Origin of the sequence: Labedaea rhizosphaerae (assembly GCF_004362825.1) — a bacterium.
GTDB lineage: Bacteria > Actinomycetota > Actinomycetes > Mycobacteriales > Pseudonocardiaceae > Labedaea > Labedaea rhizosphaerae.
Map to the genome: position 1 here is coordinate 423,361 of NZ_SNXZ01000001.1, position 16,094 is coordinate 439,454.

The 16,094-nt window shown below is 68.8% G+C and carries 15 protein-coding genes; 3 read left to right on the forward strand and 12 right to left on the reverse strand.

The genetic code is table 11. The annotated features are described in order from the left end of the window. Window positions 1-35: 35 nt before the first annotated feature. The 9 genes from EV186_RS01725 to EV186_RS01765 all read right to left on the reverse strand — a co-directional run bounded on the left by EV186_RS01725 (window position 36) and on the right by EV186_RS01765 (window position 9,140). Window positions 36-1,349 (reverse strand): methylaspartate mutase, encoded by a 1,314-nt coding sequence (locus EV186_RS01725; RefSeq protein ID WP_341814118.1) that lies wholly within the window; start codon window positions 1,347-1,349, stop codon window positions 36-38. Continuing rightward, the gene (locus EV186_RS01730) at window positions 1,346-1,870 is read right to left on the reverse strand and encodes a cobalamin B12-binding domain-containing protein (RefSeq protein WP_133847314.1); all 525 of its coding nucleotides are present in this window, start codon (window positions 1,868-1,870) and stop codon (window positions 1,346-1,348) included. The genes EV186_RS01725 and EV186_RS01730 overlap by 4 nt, the downstream gene beginning before the upstream one ends. Window positions 1,871-1,886: 16 nt before the next feature. Then, on the reverse strand, window positions 1,887-3,131 hold the full coding sequence (locus tag EV186_RS01735) for a type III PLP-dependent enzyme domain-containing protein (RefSeq protein ID WP_133847315.1): 1,245 nt from the start codon (window positions 3,129-3,131) through the stop codon (window positions 1,887-1,889). Continuing rightward, a complete protein-coding gene (locus EV186_RS01740; RefSeq protein WP_133847316.1) occupies window positions 3,128-4,612 on the reverse strand; it encodes an AMP-binding protein in 1,485 nt (494 codons plus the stop codon). Before EV186_RS01740 ends, EV186_RS01735 begins: the two co-directional genes overlap by 4 nt. Before the next feature lie 92 nt (window positions 4,613-4,704). After that, the gene (locus tag EV186_RS01745) at window positions 4,705-4,899 is read right to left on the reverse strand and encodes a ferredoxin (RefSeq protein WP_133847317.1); all 195 of its coding nucleotides are present in this window, start codon (window positions 4,897-4,899) and stop codon (window positions 4,705-4,707) included. Between the two features lie 202 nt (window positions 4,900-5,101). Beyond that, window positions 5,102-6,355, reverse strand: coding sequence for a cytochrome P450 (locus tag EV186_RS01750; RefSeq protein WP_133847318.1), 1,254 nt, complete (start codon window positions 6,353-6,355; stop codon window positions 5,102-5,104). 114 nt (window positions 6,356-6,469) lie between these two features. Continuing rightward, window positions 6,470-7,324 carry a sugar phosphate isomerase/epimerase family protein gene (locus EV186_RS01755; protein WP_133847319.1) on the reverse strand — a complete coding sequence of 285 codons (855 nt, stop codon included), beginning with the start codon at window positions 7,322-7,324 and terminating at the stop codon, window positions 6,470-6,472. 35 nt (window positions 7,325-7,359) lie between these two features. Next, a complete protein-coding gene (locus EV186_RS01760; RefSeq protein WP_208115450.1) occupies window positions 7,360-8,313 on the reverse strand; it encodes an ACP S-malonyltransferase in 954 nt (317 codons plus the stop codon). 212 nt (window positions 8,314-8,525) lie between these two features. Further along, complete coding sequence (locus EV186_RS01765) at window positions 8,526-9,140, reverse strand: C39 family peptidase (protein WP_133847320.1); 615 nt, start codon at window positions 9,138-9,140, stop codon at window positions 8,526-8,528. Window positions 9,141-9,268: 128 nt separating this feature from the next. Between EV186_RS01765 and EV186_RS01770 the strand changes: the two genes are divergently transcribed. Next, the gene (locus tag EV186_RS01770; RefSeq protein WP_133847321.1) at window positions 9,269-11,698 is read left to right on the forward strand and encodes an ATP-binding protein; all 2,430 of its coding nucleotides are present in this window, start codon (window positions 9,269-9,271) and stop codon (window positions 11,696-11,698) included. 9 nt (window positions 11,699-11,707) lie between these two features. Here the strand turns inward: EV186_RS01770 and EV186_RS01775 are convergent, their stop codons facing one another. Further along, window positions 11,708-13,105 carry a tetratricopeptide repeat protein gene (locus tag EV186_RS01775; protein ID WP_133847322.1) on the reverse strand — a complete coding sequence of 466 codons (1,398 nt, stop codon included), beginning with the start codon at window positions 13,103-13,105 and terminating at the stop codon, window positions 11,708-11,710. A 383-nt stretch (window positions 13,106-13,488) separates the two neighbouring features. On the opposite strand from EV186_RS01775, the gene EV186_RS01780 reads away from it, so the two are divergent. Both EV186_RS01780 and EV186_RS01785 read left to right on the forward strand, forming a co-directional pair. Continuing rightward, entirely contained in the window at window positions 13,489-14,145 is a 657-nt protein-coding gene (locus tag EV186_RS01780) for a hypothetical protein (RefSeq protein WP_133847323.1), read from the forward strand. A 2-nt stretch (window positions 14,146-14,147) separates the two neighbouring features. Next, window positions 14,148-14,372 (forward strand): helix-turn-helix transcriptional regulator, encoded by a 225-nt coding sequence (locus EV186_RS01785; RefSeq protein WP_243753907.1) that lies wholly within the window; start codon window positions 14,148-14,150, stop codon window positions 14,370-14,372. Between the two features lie 41 nt (window positions 14,373-14,413). On the opposite strand, the gene EV186_RS01790 is transcribed toward EV186_RS01785, so the two are convergent. Both EV186_RS01790 and EV186_RS01795 read right to left on the reverse strand, forming a co-directional pair. Next, the gene (locus EV186_RS01790) at window positions 14,414-15,313 is read right to left on the reverse strand and encodes an SDR family oxidoreductase (protein WP_133847325.1); all 900 of its coding nucleotides are present in this window, start codon (window positions 15,311-15,313) and stop codon (window positions 14,414-14,416) included. Continuing rightward, entirely contained in the window at window positions 15,310-16,083 is a 774-nt protein-coding gene (locus tag EV186_RS01795) for a TetR/AcrR family transcriptional regulator (protein ID WP_133847326.1), read from the reverse strand. Before EV186_RS01795 ends, EV186_RS01790 begins: the two co-directional genes overlap by 4 nt. Between the last annotated feature and the right edge of the window lie 11 nt (window positions 16,084-16,094).

Below are 16,094 nucleotides of genomic sequence, written 5' to 3' on the forward strand. Positions count from 1 at the left end.
GCCCGCCAGGGCCGCCGCCTTCGCTTGCACAGCACTCACTCCGCGATCGTCAACGCCTCGCGGTCGAACTTCGTCCGCACGTAGGACAGGTCTTCCAGCAACCCCGTCGACGTCACCTTGCGGCTTCGCCCCGCACGCACGAGGTGGCGCAACGGCAGCCCACCGAGCTCGGCCCACCGCAGCTTCCCGTCCGTGTCCAGGTAGCTGCGCGCCCGCCCGTTGTTGTCCGGGTGCACGCAGTACGGGATGTCCAGGTAGCCCTGCTTGAACGCCAGCTCCAGCGCCCGCCCGACGTCGGAGTCCAGGGACAACACGGCTTCCACCAGCGCCCGCGCCTCCGCGTACGTCTGGGTGTCCCCGAGCACGGCACCCGGCGACACGGCGGCGGCGACCCGGGAGGCGGACTCCAGGGCGGCCACGTTCTCCGCGATCGTCGGGATGCGCCGGGACTCGGCCACCGTCTTCACGATGATCCGCTCCGACCCGGACCGCACCGCCAGCTCGGCGGCCTTGCCGAGCAGGCGGTACGCACCCTGGTCGGTGGCCGGGTAGACGCCCATGTACGCGTAGATCACGACGTGCCAGTTCTGCGTCGGCAGCAGCTCCGCGCACAACCGGCGCAGGGCGGCGACCGCCTCCAGGTCCTGTTCCATGTTCGTCTGCTGCGCATAACTCAGCGAAATGGATCTGATCCCGTGCTGGTAGAAGAACAACGCCTCCAGGAACGAAATCGCCACCAGCTCGCTGGGCGGGCACAACTGCCCGAGCATGCACCCGCCGAACGTTTCCAGGTGCGGCTGCACGCCGATTTCCCGCAACCGCGCGAAGACCTGCGTGCACGACGCCCAGTTGCGGATGGATTGGGCCAGGGGCGTCCGGCCGTAAGGCAGGCAATACGACACCGGGCCACCTTCGGTGGCGTTGATCCACGCTTTCGCCAACGCCTTGAAGATGTCGTTCGGCACGGCTGACCCGTGCCGGACCTGCACCGGGAAGGTGTCGTCGCGGATGCCTTCGAGCACGCCCTCGGTCACCGAGCGGTCGTAGCTGACGATCGGATAACCGTTGAGGGCTATGCCTTCCCGGAACGCGGTGTCGATCGCCGCCAGCTCCCCCACCCTGGTGTAGGAGTCCAGGGTGATGGTGCCGACGGTCGTCGCTTTCGCCTGTTTCACCGCGGCCAGGCCGGCCCGCATCTGCGCGGGGTCCGAGAACCCCATGCGTGGCTGCACCACAAGGCCGCCCGATCCACCGTGCCGGCGCACGAACTCGCCGAAGTCGACCGGGCGGACCCGTGGTCCCACCGACGCGGAGCCGACCAGCCGACCAGGCAGGCCGGCCGTGCTCACAGCCGGCCAGTCGGGGTCGGCTCGAGCAACCAGTGCACCTGCTCCGGCTGCGTCTTCGCGGGGATCGCGCAGACGAACCGGTTGAAGTCCTGGATGCCGGTCGCGGTGTCGTCGAAGACGGCGTCGAAGCCCGACGCCATCAGGTTGTGGATGTGGGCACCGGTCTGGGCACCGTCGATGCCGAGCTTGCCGCCGATCACCACGGGCGTTGCCACCAGCTGGTCGCACGCACGCAGTTTGTCGATCACCCGCATGCCGTCGGCGTAGCCGTGCCCGTTGACCGAGCTGACCACGACCAGTGCGGGCCGTAACTCCGCGCAGCTGGAGATCAACAGGTCATCGGGCACGCACGAGCCGAGGTTGACCACGTCGTACCCGAGTTCCTCCAGCAACAACTGGAGGTAGACCAGGTTCCACGTGTGGGAATCGGAGGCCATGCTGGTCACCACTACGGTGGCCTTGACGCGGGCCGGGTCGGCCGAGTTTCCCCAGATGACGCCGGGGCTGTCGGGGAGGCTCATGCACGCTCCTCTTCTTTCAGGGGCGGTCCGCCGATACCTGCGAGTACGAGCGGACATGTTCGATCCGGGACACGGACACGACCTCGTCACCGCGCACGACCACCTCCGTGGGAGCCGGCCTGCCGAGGAACATGAGCAGGCTGGCCGTCGGGCCGTATGCGCCTGCGTTGGGAATCGTGACGACATCGCCCGCCTGCAGTGCGGGCAGCTTGATCTCGCGCCCGAGGATGTCGCCGGGTGTGCACAGTGGACCGACGAGGCTCGCCTGGTCCACTGCTTCCGCACCCTCGTCGGGCTGCACCGCCACCGGGAGCAGCCGACCGAGGCCGGACATGCCGCCGAAGGTGTTGATGCCCGCGTCGAGGATGACGAACTTGCGGCCGCGGCTGACCTTGACGTTGCTGACACCGGCCAGCAACGTGCCGCTCGCGCCGATCAGGTACCGGCCGGACTCGCAGGCGAGCTGCGGGCCGTTCTCCCGCCAGCCGGGGAAGTGCGTGTCCAGCGCCGCGCCGAGCTCGACCCGCAGCTTCGGGTACGTGCCGCGCGGACCGGGCACCGCGTAGGGAACGGTGAACCCGCCGCCGATGTCGAGGAACTTCAGCGGCAGGTCCAGTTCGGCCTGCAACTGCGCGGCCAGCGCGATGGTGCCCTGGAACTCCGCGATGAGGCTGTCCTCGTCGCGGGCGTTGGACAACGGGAAGAAGTGGAAGCCGACGATGTCCACATGCGATACCGCACGCACGTCCGGCAGCACCTCGCCGAGCGTCTCGCTGTCGAAACCGAACTGCGAGGGGGTGCCGGTCATCCGGATGCTGGTGGTCGCGCTCGCCGACGCGGAGTTGACCCGCAGCAGCACCTGCGCGGTCACGCCGAGCTCACCGGCGACCTGGCCGACGTGCTGGACGTCGGTGACCGAGTCGGTGGAGAACATGCGCACGCCCAGGCTCATCGCCTCGCGCAGCTCCTCGAACGTCTTGCCCGGCCCCGTGTACATGACCTCGGAACCGTCGAACCCGGCTTCCAGCACGGACGCCAGCTCACCGGTGGAGCTGATCTCCGGGCGGCAGCCCTTCGCGGTGCCGTCGCCGCGCAGGGCGCGCACCAGCTCCGGGTGCGGGTTCGCCTTGAGCGCGTAGAAGAGGTGGAACTCCTCGGGCAGCGAGCCGAGCAGCTGGTCGCGGGCCTTCTCGACCTCGTCGAGGTCGTAGACGTAGAGCGGCGTGCCGTACTCGCGCGCAAGGTGCTCATATCTGGTCATGCCGGGGCTCCGTCCAACATCGCCGCGAGTTCCTTGCGGGCGTTCTTGCCGTGCAGGCTCAGCGGCATCACGTCGACCACCTTGCAGATCGACGGGACCTTGGCCGGTTCGAGCCGCTTGGCCAGTTCCTTGATCACGTCGTGCGGCGCCAGCTCGGTCTCGGCGAAGATCGCGAGGTCGCGCGGACCGTTGGGCGGCACGGCACACGCACCGCGCACGCCGGGGATGTCCGCCGCGGCCGCCTCGATCTCCACCGTGGAGATCCGGATCCCCTTGCGCTTGAACATGTCGTCGCGGCGGCCCTCGAAGTAGAGGTAGCCGTCGGCGTCGACGCTGCCGTAGTCCCCGGTGTGCAACCGCAAGCCGTTGCCGCCGAGGCGATCCTGGCGGAACGTCTTGGCGGTCACCTCGGGGTTGCGCCAGTAGCCGGGCATCACGTGCGGGCCGGTCACGGTGATCTCGCCGACCTCACCGACGGGCACCTCGTTGCCATCGGGGTCGAGGATCGCGACCTCGGTGCCCTGCAGCGGCCGGCCGACCGAGTTGGGCCGCAGCCCGTCCTCCTGCGGCGGCACGATCGAGATGCGCTTGCACTCGGTCTGGCCGAACTGGCGCACCACCTGCGCCTTGGGGAACGCTTCACGCAGCGCGTCGATGGTCGCCTCGGGCAACGCGGCACCGGTGTTGGAGAACATCCGCACCGGCGGCAGGTCCGCACTGTCGCGTTTGGCCAGTGCCGCGATCATCGCCGCGAGCGAGGGCACGATCGGCACGATGGTCGCGCCGGTCTCGCGCATCCGGCGCAGCAGCACCAGATCCGACTCCTCGCCGGCGAGCACGATCTCGCTGCGGCCCAACGCGGTCAGCAGGATCTTGTAGAGGCCGTAGTCCCACGAGAGCGGGAACCGGCAGAACACCACGTCCTCGGGGCCGTAGCCGAGATCGGCCTGCAGCGACCGGGACGCGAAACTCACTTGGGCGTGCGGGCAGATGACCGCCTTGGGCGCGGCCGTGCTGCCCGAGGTGTAGATGAGGAACGCGACGTCGTCGACGCTCAGCTCCGCGGGCGCGGGGATGCGTTGGCCCACAAGGTTCTGCACGAGCGACCAGACCTCGGCCATGTCGTGCACGGGCACGTCCGTGAGCCCGCTGAACACGTCCAGCGCGGGCCCGGTGGTGAGGACCATCGCCGGTTCGGCGTTGCCCAGCACCGACTTGATGTGGAACTCCTTCATGGCCGGGTTGAGCGGCACGAGGATCACGCCGCGGCGCGAACACCCGTGCACCAGCGCGACCAGCTCGATGCGGCTGGGCAGCTGGACCACGAGCCGGTCGCCGCGGCGCAGGCCGCGCGCGTCCAGCCAGACCGCGAACGCCTCGCTCGCCTCGGCGAGCTCACGGTAGGTCACCGCGGTGACCGAGTCGCGGACCGCGACCGCGTCCGGGGCCTCGGCGACCGCCTCGTCGAGCAGGGAATGCACGAATGTGCTGGCTAACGCAACCACGGGAGTTCTCCGGCTGTTTCAGGCCCGTGCGCGCCGACCGCCGGCCGGCGCGCACGGGGGAACCCAGTTCAGTCCTGGATGGACAGGGCCATCGTGGGGCAGACGTTGCACGACTCCACGACCTCGGCCCGGCGGGCCTCGTCGGGGCTCGAGATCATCACGATGACCTTGCCGTCGTCCTCGTTCTGGTCGAACACGTCCGGGGCGGTGAGCACGCACGCACCCGCACCGACGCACTTCGCCATGTCAACGATCACCTGCATGGCTCCTCCTTCGATCGGTTTACGAAGCGGCGGAGCCGCTTGAGTCGGGCTTGTCCGCTTGCACCGCCGCGGGTTCTCAGGTGGTCGCTCGCGGGGACAGCGCCGACGTGGTGACCTGGCGGTCATGAGTCGGCGATCCCGCAGTGAGCGGCCGCCTGAGGTTCCGCTACCCGCACCGAGCGCAAGCCGGATCAGGCAATTTCTAGAAAGTCACCGGCAGGGCGTGCAGGCCGTCGATGAGCGCTTGGTAGAACGACTTGAAGGGCAGTTCCTCGAGCGGGACCGCCTGCTTGATCGTCGGGATGCGCGTGAACAGCTTGGTGAACACGGTCTGCAGCTGCATGCGCACCAGCGTCTGGCCCGCGCACATGTGCCGGCCGTAGCCGAAGGCCAGGCTGTGCCGGGCCTCCTTGCGGGTCAGGTCCAGCGTGTTCGGGTTGTCGTAGACGGCCGGGTCGTGGTTGCCCGCGGACAGCGAGCAAACGACGCCTTCGCCCGCCTTGATCAGCTGGCCGCCGATCACGACGTCCTCGGTGGCCACGCGCACGGTGCCGTGGTCGGAGATCGAGGAGTAGCGCAGGATCTCGTCGACCGCGGGCCCGGAGAGCTCCGGCTTGTCGCGCAGCAGCTGCGCCTGCTCCGGGTGGTTCAGCAGCACCATGCAGCCGATCGCGATGCCGTTGACCGTGCTCTCGTGCCCGGCCGCGATCATCGCGCGGACCAGGGCGGAGACCTCGGAGTCGTCCAGGGGCTTGCCGGCCTTGATGTTGCGCTGGGTCAGGGTGGAGATCAGGTCGTCGCCCGGGTTGACCGAGCGCTCGGCGATCAGCTTGTAGAGCAGCATCTCGACCCGCATGTTGAGGTCGGCGTGCTCCTCGCCGTCGCCCTGGGTCACCAGCAGCGTGACCCAGCGGGTGAACAGTTCCTTCTCCTCGTGCGCGATGTCCATCATCTCGGCCATGCCGATGGCCGGGACGGGCATCGCGAGGTGCTCGACGAGGTCGACGGGCGTGCCGTCCTTGCCCAGCTCGAGGATGTTGTCGATGCACTCGTCCACGACCTCTTCGGTGCGCGGGGTGAGCGACGCGACCTTCTTCACCGTGAGCTCGGGCATGAGCATCATGCGGTTCTTGGTGTGCTCCGGCGGGTCCATGTGCAGCAGCGCGGGCTTGACCTTGCCGATGAGCTCCATCGGGAACTCGAACTGCAGGGGGTAGCCCGGGTTGGTCATGTCCGCGCTGAACCGCGGGTCGGAGAGCATCTCGCGGATGTCCTCGAACCGGGTCAGCAGCCACGCCTCACGGCCGTTGAGCCGCAGGCTGATCTTCGACACCGGCTCGGTGGAGCGCAACTCGGCGTACGTGCCGCTGGGCTCCATCGGGCAGCCGGGACGGTCGAACGGGAACTGACGAACTTCCCGCTCATGCGCCACGGGGCAATTGATGATCTCCGTCATGGTTCCCTCTCAACTCTTTCCACGCATTTCGGGTCCCTGGATGAATTTCCTTTTGCCGACAAGTGTCCGGCACCGCGCCGGGGTTTTCGCACCCCTGAAATCGCGAACCGACCCTTAGCTTTCGCGCGCGGTCGCGAGGAACGCCTCGATCCGCGCCTTCGACGTGGCGACGTTCTCGCTCGGCGACAGCTCGCGCAGCTCCGTGTTCAGCACCTCGACCGACAGCGGCACGTCGACGCCCTTGGCCTCGAGGTCGTGCAGCAGCGAAACGATCGGGAACGCGCCGTCGCCGGGGAACAGCCGCCCGCCGGTGCACTCGGCCATCAGGTCCTCACCCGGCTCCGCGGGGCCGTCGCACAGTTCCACGCCGGAGACGAAACGGCCGTCGAGCGCGGCCACCGCGGCCGGCCCCGTCGGGTCGCGGAACAGGTGCCACAGGTCCAGCTGCAGCTTGCCGTTCCAGCGATCCGCGCCCTGCACGGTGTCCGCGGCGATGCCGTAGTTGAAGCCCGGCATGACGGCGATCGACTCCAGCGCGACGGTCAGCTCGTGGTCCCCCGCGCGGTCGCACAGCGCGCCGAAGCGGCGGATCAGGATGTCGGTGGCGATCACCTCGGTGCCCGGCGGCGTGACCGCGGAGGCCTTGATCTTCTCGATGCCGATCGTGTCGGCCAGGCCGATCAGGTGGTCCTCGAGTTCGGTGGCGTCGTCGCTGTGGTCCCAGCCGATCAGCACCTCCAGCTCGATGATGCGCTGGCCGTGGTCGGCGAGAATGCCCTTGATCTGGTCGGCGGAGTACTCGGTGAGCAGTTTCCCGAATTCCTCCGCGTTCATCCCCATGCCGATGGCGCCGTGCTCACCGAGGGCCGCGACGCGGTCGGCGAAGGAATAGCGCGACGGCTGGTCCCACGTGGCGCCGGTGAGGTGCAGGTGGGTGAACATCAAGTCTTTCTGGTGCAGAACAGTCATGATCTTCCTTGCCGTTTCGGACGGGATTTTTTCGGTCAGGCCACGGAGCGAGCGGCGGGCTTGCGGCGCGGCATGACGGCCGTCCGCGGGTTGAAGGAGACGACCTCGAAGTTGCTCGTCGTGATCGGCACCCGGCCGAACAGGCTGTCCAAACCGGACAGGTAGATCTTGCCGACGCCGCGGCCGCGCAAGGCCGCGACGACCTCGGGCCAGCGCACCGGGCAGGTGAAGCCGTCGAGCAGCATGGTGCGCACGCCGTCGGCGGTGTCGCGCACGGTGCCGTCCTGGTCGGCGATCACCGGCGTGTGCGGGTCCGACCACGTCAGGCCGGCCAGTATCTCACTGTCCACTTCGGAGCGAAGATCGGTGAACGCGCTGCAGTGCATCGGCGGGTGCATGGTGTAGAGCGGCATCCCGCCGCTGGCCCGCAACCGCTGGTTGAGCCAGTCGAGCACGGTGCGGCGCACCGAGAGCATCCAGAAGTCGGCGTCGACGTGGTTGGCGATCTCGTACCACTCGCCCTGCTCGTCGAGCTCGGCGAGGATCTTGTCCAGCTCCGCGCGCGGGGTGCGGGTGAACGAGTGCGTGACGACGTCCTTGTGGTGCTCGGCGAAGTACTCCTCGAGCTTGCGTGCCCACCGCGCGGTCATCACCACGGCGTCTTCGAAGCCGAGCGCCCCGCAGCGCACGGCCGCCGCCTTGCCGCCGAAGCTCGGTCCGACGATGACCTGCGGCACCGGGTCGAACCGTTCGGCCGCCCAGTCGGCCAGGGCCAGGCAGTTGACCAGGAACGCGACCTGCGCGTATTCGGAGTAGTCGCCCTCGGTCTCCCGGTAGCGGGCCACCAGCGAGTAGCCGAGCGCCTCGTCGACCCGCTTGATCAGCGTGCGGGCCACGGGGTTGATCAGCATGAACTTCGCCGCGTCCTCGAACCGGGACGGGCTCATCCCGGGGAAGACGAGTGCGCTGCCTGCACTGGGATCGGGCATCGTCTCGCCTGCCTTTCGGAGCGCTGTCTGCGCTATCCAGGCTGGAGCCGCCGTGCCCGCGTTGACACCCCTAAACCCGGGGCACGGCCCCTAAGTACCCAGGGCTGGTGCGCCTGCGCCGCGACGGTGCGCCGATCGGCCGCTGGTGCACAAAAGGGATGTGGGCGCCGGTCGCCCGGCGCCCACATCCCTTCACCTTGCTCGAAGCCTCCTCAGGCCGAGTACCCGCGCAACGCGATCCAGTCGGCCAGCCGGTTGGTGGTCATCCAGTACCACCCATAACCGTTGGCATCAGCGGGATCGGCGAGCTTCACGATGTCGCCGCTGTTCTTGTACCCGACCACGGTCATGTAGTGGCCGCCGGAGTAGCTGTGCGCGTCGCCATCGGTGTCCACCGCCGTGCCCACGATGTTCACCACGAGCGGGTAGCCACGCGGGATGTCGTAGGTGACGTCGTACTTCAGCCGCGCCTTCTCCGCGCTGGTGGCGTACGAGCCCGGGATCCACTTGGTCTCGTAGAACGAGGTGTTGCCCTTGCTGTTCAGCACGCGGGTGGTGTCGGACGCCGAGTTCGTGCCGTTGGTGGTCGTGCCCAGCGCGGCGGCCAGGGTGCTCTGGCTGTAGGTGTAGCCGCGCGCGGTGAGCGCGATCCGGACCGCGGCCGGGCCGCAGTAGTAGCCGTTGGCCTGCCACTGGAACTGGTAGCTCAGCACCTTCTCGGTGGGGATCGAGGCGCTGGCCGTCGCACCGGAGACGAACAGGCCGCCGAGCGCCACGGCGAGCAGGGTCACCAGTTGCAGGATCCGACTTCGAACGCTGTGTGCCATACGGGGCTCCTTGGGTTCGGGAGAGGATTGCCCTCGTCACGCAGTGAAACCGGTCGAGCACTCTCCCACCAGGAGGTGGTTCCGGAAGTTCCCACGGCAGAAACCGCCGCTGTCGTAGCATCGATGCCGTGCGACCTGCGGATGACGAGGGCGGTTTGTCCGTTCGCGACGCGCGTCGAGCCGCCGGGCTGAGCCAGGAGGAGCTCGCCGAACGGGCCGGGATGAGCGCACGCAGCATCGGCGACATCGAGCGTGGCGTCGTCCGCCGCGCCCGAACCGCATCCCTGATCGCCATCGCCGATGCGTTGCGGCTGACCGAACGCGACCGGATCCGCCTGCTCAACCACCACCGCGGCGCGGGTTCGCTGCCCGAACTGGTCGCCGAGGACGAGCGCACGCCCCGGCAACTGCCACCCGACCTGCCCGGGTTCACCGGGCGGGTGGCCGCGTTGCGCGCGTTGGACGGCGTGCTGGACGACGGCCCGCCGATCGCGGTGATCGACGGCGCACCGGGCATCGGCAAGAGCACGCTGGCCGTGCACTGGGCCCACCGCGTGCGTGACCGGTTCCCCGACGGCCAGCTCTACGTGCACCTGCGGGGTTACGGGCCGAGCGAGCCGATGTCCGCCGAGCAGGTGCTCGAGCGGCTGCTGGCCGGGATCGGCGCCGACGTGCCGGTCACGCTCGACGACCGGATCGGCCTCTTCCGCACCCGCACCGCGGGCAAGCGCCTGCTGATCCTGCTCGACGACGCCCGCCGGCCCGATCAGGTGCGCCCGTGCGTGCCGACCGGTCCGGGCAGCCTCGTGCTCGTGACCAGCCGCAGCCGGATGCGTGGCCTGTCCGTGCGGGACGGCGCGTTCGCGATCGGCCTCGACGAGTTCACCGACGACGAGGCCACCGACCTGCTCGCCGGGATGCTCGGCGCCGAGCGGGTTGCCGCCGAACGGGAGGCGGCCACGGACCTGGCCCGGTTGTGCGCGGGCCTGCCGTTGGCGTTGCGCATCGCGGGCGATCGGGCGGCGGACAACCACGGCCGCAGCCTGGCCACCGTGGTCGGTGAGCTGACCGACCGCGCCGCGCGCCTGCCGACGTTGCAGGCAGGCGAAGACGACATGTCGACAAATCTGCTTGCCGTCTTCTCGTGGTCGTACCGCGCGCTCTCCCCGCCGGCCGCGCGCTTGTTCCGCCTGCTCGGCCTGCACCCCGGCCACGACCTGGACCGCTCGGCCGCCACCGCGTTGTGCGACGGTCCGCCCGACCTCGACGTGCTGGCCGACGCGCACCTGGTCGAACACCGCGGCGACGGCCGCTACGGCTGCCACGACCTCCTGCGGTTGTACGCGACGCAACTGGCGGAGGCCGAGCCGGACGCGTCCGCGGCGCTGCGCCGGTTGTTCGACCACTACCGCTACACGGCGAAGGTCGCGATGGACGCGGTGTACCCGCACGAGCGCCACCGCCGCCCGGACGTGCCCGCTGTGCCCACGTGCCCGTTGCCGCCCGGCGACGAAGCCGCGGCACGCGCGTGGCTGGAGGCCGAACGCCTGGTGCTGACCGAGGTGATCGGCTACTGCGCCGCCAACGGCTGGCCCGAGCACGCGCGCGACCTCGCGAACACGTTGTGGCGCCACCTCGACACGGTGGCCAACTACCGCGACGCCCTCGCCATCCACGGCGATGCCCTTGCCGCGGCAAGGGAAACCGGTGACCGCACCGGCGAGGCGAACGCGTTGCACAACCTGGGGGCCGCCCTGTGGCGGTCCGGGGACTACCACCAGGCCCTCGAGCGGTTGCTGGAAGCGTTGGCGCTGCGGCGTTCCCTGGGCGATCGGGCCGGCGAAGGCGACACCCTCACCAACCTGAGCGGAACCCACTGGCGCATGGCCGACTACCCGGCGGCCGAGGACTACCTGCGCCAGGCCCTGGCGATCCGCCGCGAACTCGGCAACCGGGCGGGCGAGGCCGGAACCCTGGACAACCTAGGAGTGATCTGCGAACGCGTGGGCCGGTACCCGGAGGCGTTGTCATACCACTCGAGTGCACTGGAGATCTTCCGTTCGCTGGGCAACCGGTCCGGCGAGGCGGCGGCGCTGGACAACCTGGGCGTCGTGCACCAACGACTCGGCCGCTACGCCGAAGCCGTCACCATCCACGAGCAGTCGCTGTCGCTGTGCCGCGCGGCCGGCACCCGCGTCGGCGAGGGCTATGCGCTGACGAACCTGGGCTCCGCGCACGCCGGCGCGGGCAACCTCGCGATCGCGGAACGGTTGCTGCGCGAGGCGATCGCACTGCGTGCCGAGGTCGGCGACCAGGCCGGCGAGGCCACCGCCATGACCCGCCTGGGCATGGTGTTGACCGACCCCGCCGCCGCGATCGCCTTGCACGAGAAGGCTTTGACCATCGGCCGCCGCATCGGCGACCGCCAACTGCTCGTCGAGGTCCTGAACAACCTGGGCGAGGCAACCGGCGACGCCACCCACCACCGCGAAGCCCTCACGCTGGCCGAAGCCACCGGCGACGCCTACGAACGCGACCGCGCCAGCCGCCACCTCTGACTATGCGAGCTACTTGGTGTGCTTGAAGTCGTCCAGGTACTCGGCGAACTCGGTCCCGGGCTTGGGTCCGTACGCCTTCAACTCGTTCAACAGCTCGCGAGCGGCGTGCAGCAGGGACGGGCGGCTTTGCCTGTCGCCTCGCAGCGCCTCCAGCCCGAGGGCAGTTGCGTCCTCGGGCGCGCCCTTGCGCGCGGCGACCACAGCCAGGGTGAGCTGGGCCTCTGCGTTCCGCATGGGCGTGATCGGCTCGCCCCAGGGGTTCGTGCCCCGTCGTATGACTTCTTCGGCGTTGCGGGTGGCCAGGTCGTCTTGCCCTGAGACGCGGTAGGTGTCCATCGCGTAGAAGTCGAACTTGTCGGGATCGACCACGAAGTGGTTGTCCGGCCGGTCCGGGAACGGGAGTCTGTCCAGCAGTTCGCGGCCGTGTTCCAGCGCAGCATGGACTTGTTCCGCTTCGCCCATGCGCGCGTATGCCTTTGCTTGCTGGGCATGGAGCTGGACTGCGACGGAATGCGATCCGGCTGCTTGGATTCCGGACTCAGCGGCGGCGAGGGCAGCTCGGTAGTTGCCGGAGGTCAGGTGGAACCACGCAAGCATTTCGTGAGCCCATCCCACGACGCCGGTTTCGCCGGACTCCCGGCCCAGTTCGAGCGCCATCCGCCGGGTCGCTTCGGCCGCACGGGCGTCGCCCAGGTCGTATTCGAGGCATCCGACGAGCAACGCGAGCATGCCCGCGTTGCTGAGGATGTCGCGGTGTTGGGTCAAGCTCAGCTTGCCGTTCAGCAGTTCGGTGACCTTGCCAAGCCAGTCGCGGCCGGCGATGACGAGGTGCCGGGCATCGACGCTCGCGTAGTCGCAGCAGAGCTGTTCCACGGTGATGCTCAAGGCATCGATGGTGGCCGCATCGACGTCGGACGTGCGAACGCGCTTGAGCAGTTCGACGGTGTCCATGCCGGTGTTGGCAATCAGGATCGAGTCTTGGCTCAGCGTCTCGTTACCGGATGTCTTGCTTGGTATTCGCGCACGTGCTGCCACTCGGCTTTGGCCGGGAAGGTCGAACCACAGCAAGCTTTGCGGTATGTGGAGGATGCGGGCGTAGTTCTGCAGGGTCTTGAGATTTTGCTCTGGCGCGCGACTGTTCTCCAGTCGCGAAACTTGAGTCTGTGTGAGACCCAGCCACCGGCCGAGTAGTTCCTGATTGAGCGCCTTGCCGAAGAGTTGGAGGTGCCGGGGATGGTTTCTATACACCTTGAAGACACGGCCGATGTGCCGGCTTTCGAACGCGGCGCGAAAGTCGTCGGTGGCCCAGAACTCGTTCCGCAGCTCCATCGGGGGCGTCCGGAACTGGTCGCGCTGGTCGCGGAGACAGCGCGCGCACATCCGGCCGTCGTTGTCGGCGGCGAGCACTGCCAAGCAGGCCACACACGTGCGGACGCTTGCCCCCGCAGCGCCCTCACTGCGCGGATCCCCTCCGGTCATCGTCCCGCCCCCACCGCTCTGACCTCGGCTAACACGGTCCATAGCCAGGGTACAACAGAGACCGCGGTACGCCGATCGCGTGAACACGCACTGTAGCCACATCGCGCCTACCAGCCGTTATGCGGGTGCTGGCACAGGCCATGCGCGACTGGACATAGCTACGGCCTCATATCGCCGAGATCGTCAGGCGCATGAACAAGCCGGTAAGCCTAATAGAGGGGATATCTGGGATATGTCCACATACTCAGGTGCCGACCAACCATTGACTGCCTGATTTCGCTCCGTTTCCTCCTCTTGGAAGTTGATTCGAAATGAACGCCGCTCCCTCCCCGGCCACTCGTTCCACCGGAAAGCCGATCATCGCGCCGTACATCACGGCGTGGAGCGCAGAGGTCGACCCACCCGCCACCGTCGTTGAAATCCCCGGCTTTGGCATCGGCTACGCGGACGAACAGGCAATAGACCGAGGACGAAGCGGCATCCTGTGGGCCCGGTCCTCGTGGCACCCGGGCGAGGGGCGCCCAGAGTTCAAGCGGGTGCACCCCATCCGGCAACGGCGAGCCATGCGCAACCTGTTGTGCCAGGTCTGCGGGGGGCCCGCTGACCGCACCGACGATGGGGTTCTATGGCTGCTGAGGGACTACCGCAATGATTGGCAAGGCTGGCCAAACCGGATGAGCGCGACCGAGCCGCCGATTTGTCAGCCCTGTGTGCATCTCTCCGTAAAGCTTTGCCCAGCGCTACGACGAGGTGCCGCAGTGATCCGCGCCAGGCGCTATCCGATCGCGGCCGTTCGCGGCTGCCTCTACACCGGACGCCGATTCCCAAAGCCCACGAGGGACGTGACGGTCTGCTTGAACGACCGAGCGGTCCGCTGGGTCAAGGCCGTGAATCTCGTCCGCGAACTACAGGACTGCACGCTCATCGAAGTCAGCGACGTGCCTGCCGGACCCATGGAGGGTGCGTGACGATGCCACGGACGAACGGAGTCCAGATTCGCCAACGACGGCAGGAGCGTGGACTCACCACCGCCGAACTTGCCGCCCGAGTCGGCTTCACCAACGCCGGATCGATGCGCAACATCGAGAACCGCGACGACCCAGCCACGATGATCAAGCTGTACCGCATCGCCCGCGAACTTGGCGTGACAGTGGACGAGATCATCGCGAACGATGCCTCAACCAGCGAGGCGTGATCTGACCTGACCAAACGGCGCTCGCTGACGGGCCGGTTGGGTCAGGCCCAGCTGTCCGGCTGCCGCCCGTCCAGGTCGGTGAAGCCGTACTCGCGCGCCAGTTCGGCCGACGTCACCGACCGCTGGTTCCAGCGCGCCCGCTGCGGGTCCATCGCCATCGCCGCCACCGCGCGACCCACGTAGCGCGGTGACTCCGATTCGGCGAAGCCCGGCGGCGCCACCGGCTCCGTCCTTTGTGGATCCAACGCGTCACGCCACGAATCCTCCGCCACCCCGAAGGCGTCCAGCATCATCTCCGATCGCAGCCACCCCGGCGTGATCGCCACCGCAGCGCAACCACGGGCGGCCAACTCGTGCCCCTGCGCGAAGGCCAACCGGTTCACCGCGGTCTTCACCAGGTCGTAGAACACCGAGATCCGGTACCGGTCCGCGTTGTACGCCGCGGTCCCGTCGGTCACCTCGACCAGCAACCCGCCCGGCGACTCGACCATGAGCGGCAACAAGCAGTGCGACGTGATCAGGTGTGTCTCCACCCCGAGCCGCACGATGCGCAGGCCTGCCTCAAGGTCGTGCTCCCAGATCGGTTTGCCCCAGTCGGCCGGCCCGCCCTTGAGCTGCTCGGCGCCCCAGATGTCGTTGACCAGCACGTCCAGGCGCCCGTACTCCGCGTCGATCACGTCGGCCAGCCGGCGCACCTGCCCGGCGTCGAGGTGATCCACCCGCATCGCCACCCCGGTGCCGCCGAGGCGGTCCACCAGCGCCGCGGTCTCCTCGATGGTCTCCGGACGGCCGGGGTAGTCCGAAGCCGCGCTCCCGCTCATGCTGCTGCGCCCGGTGCAGATCACGGTCGCGCCAGCCTCGCCCAGCGCGGCCGCGATCCCCCGGCCCGCGCCACGCGTCGCGCCCGCGACGACGGCCACCTTGCCCCGTAGCTGCGTCATTCCCCGATTCTGGCCTCGACGCCGTCGAGCAGCACGCCGAGCGCGGTCGCGAACATCGCATCCACCTGGGTTTCCAGGTACGGCGCGGACTCCGCGACCGGCGCCGCGGACCGCTCGATCCACACCACGTCCGCGAACCGCTCGGCGAAATCCGGGGCCAGCTCGGCCAAGGCGGCCGACCGCGCCGCCCACCAGTCCGCATCGGACTCACCGGTCGAGCGCGCCGCCTGACGCGCGTCGGCCACGGTCTGCGCGGCGCCCCGCACGAAGTCGGTCAGCAGCGTGACCACCGCACGCAACTCCGGCGCCGCCAGCCCCGTCGTGCGCAGGATGCCGACCAGCGTGTTCATCGCCGTGAGCCCACCCGGACCCAGCACCGGCCGTGCCTGCGACACCTGCAACACCCACGGGTGCCGCAAGTAGCACCGGCGCGTGTCCGCCGCCCAAGCCTCGATCGCCGCCCGCCAGCCCGCGTCCAGCTCGTAGGACGTCGGCAACCACCCCATGACCCGGTCGTACATGAGGTCGACCAGTTCGTCCTTGCCCGGCACGTACGTGTACAGCGACATGGCCGTGCGCCCGAGCCGCGCCGCGACCGCGCGCATGGACAGTGCGCCCATCCCCTCCTCGTCCGCGACGACGATCGCCGCCTCCACCACGTCATCGCTGGTCAACCCCGGTTTCGGGCCTGGCTTGACGCCCTCGTCAGCGGCGCCCCAGAGCAGCCGCATGATGCGCAGCGCATCGCCCTGGCCGGCGAACAGCACCACGACGCCTCCTC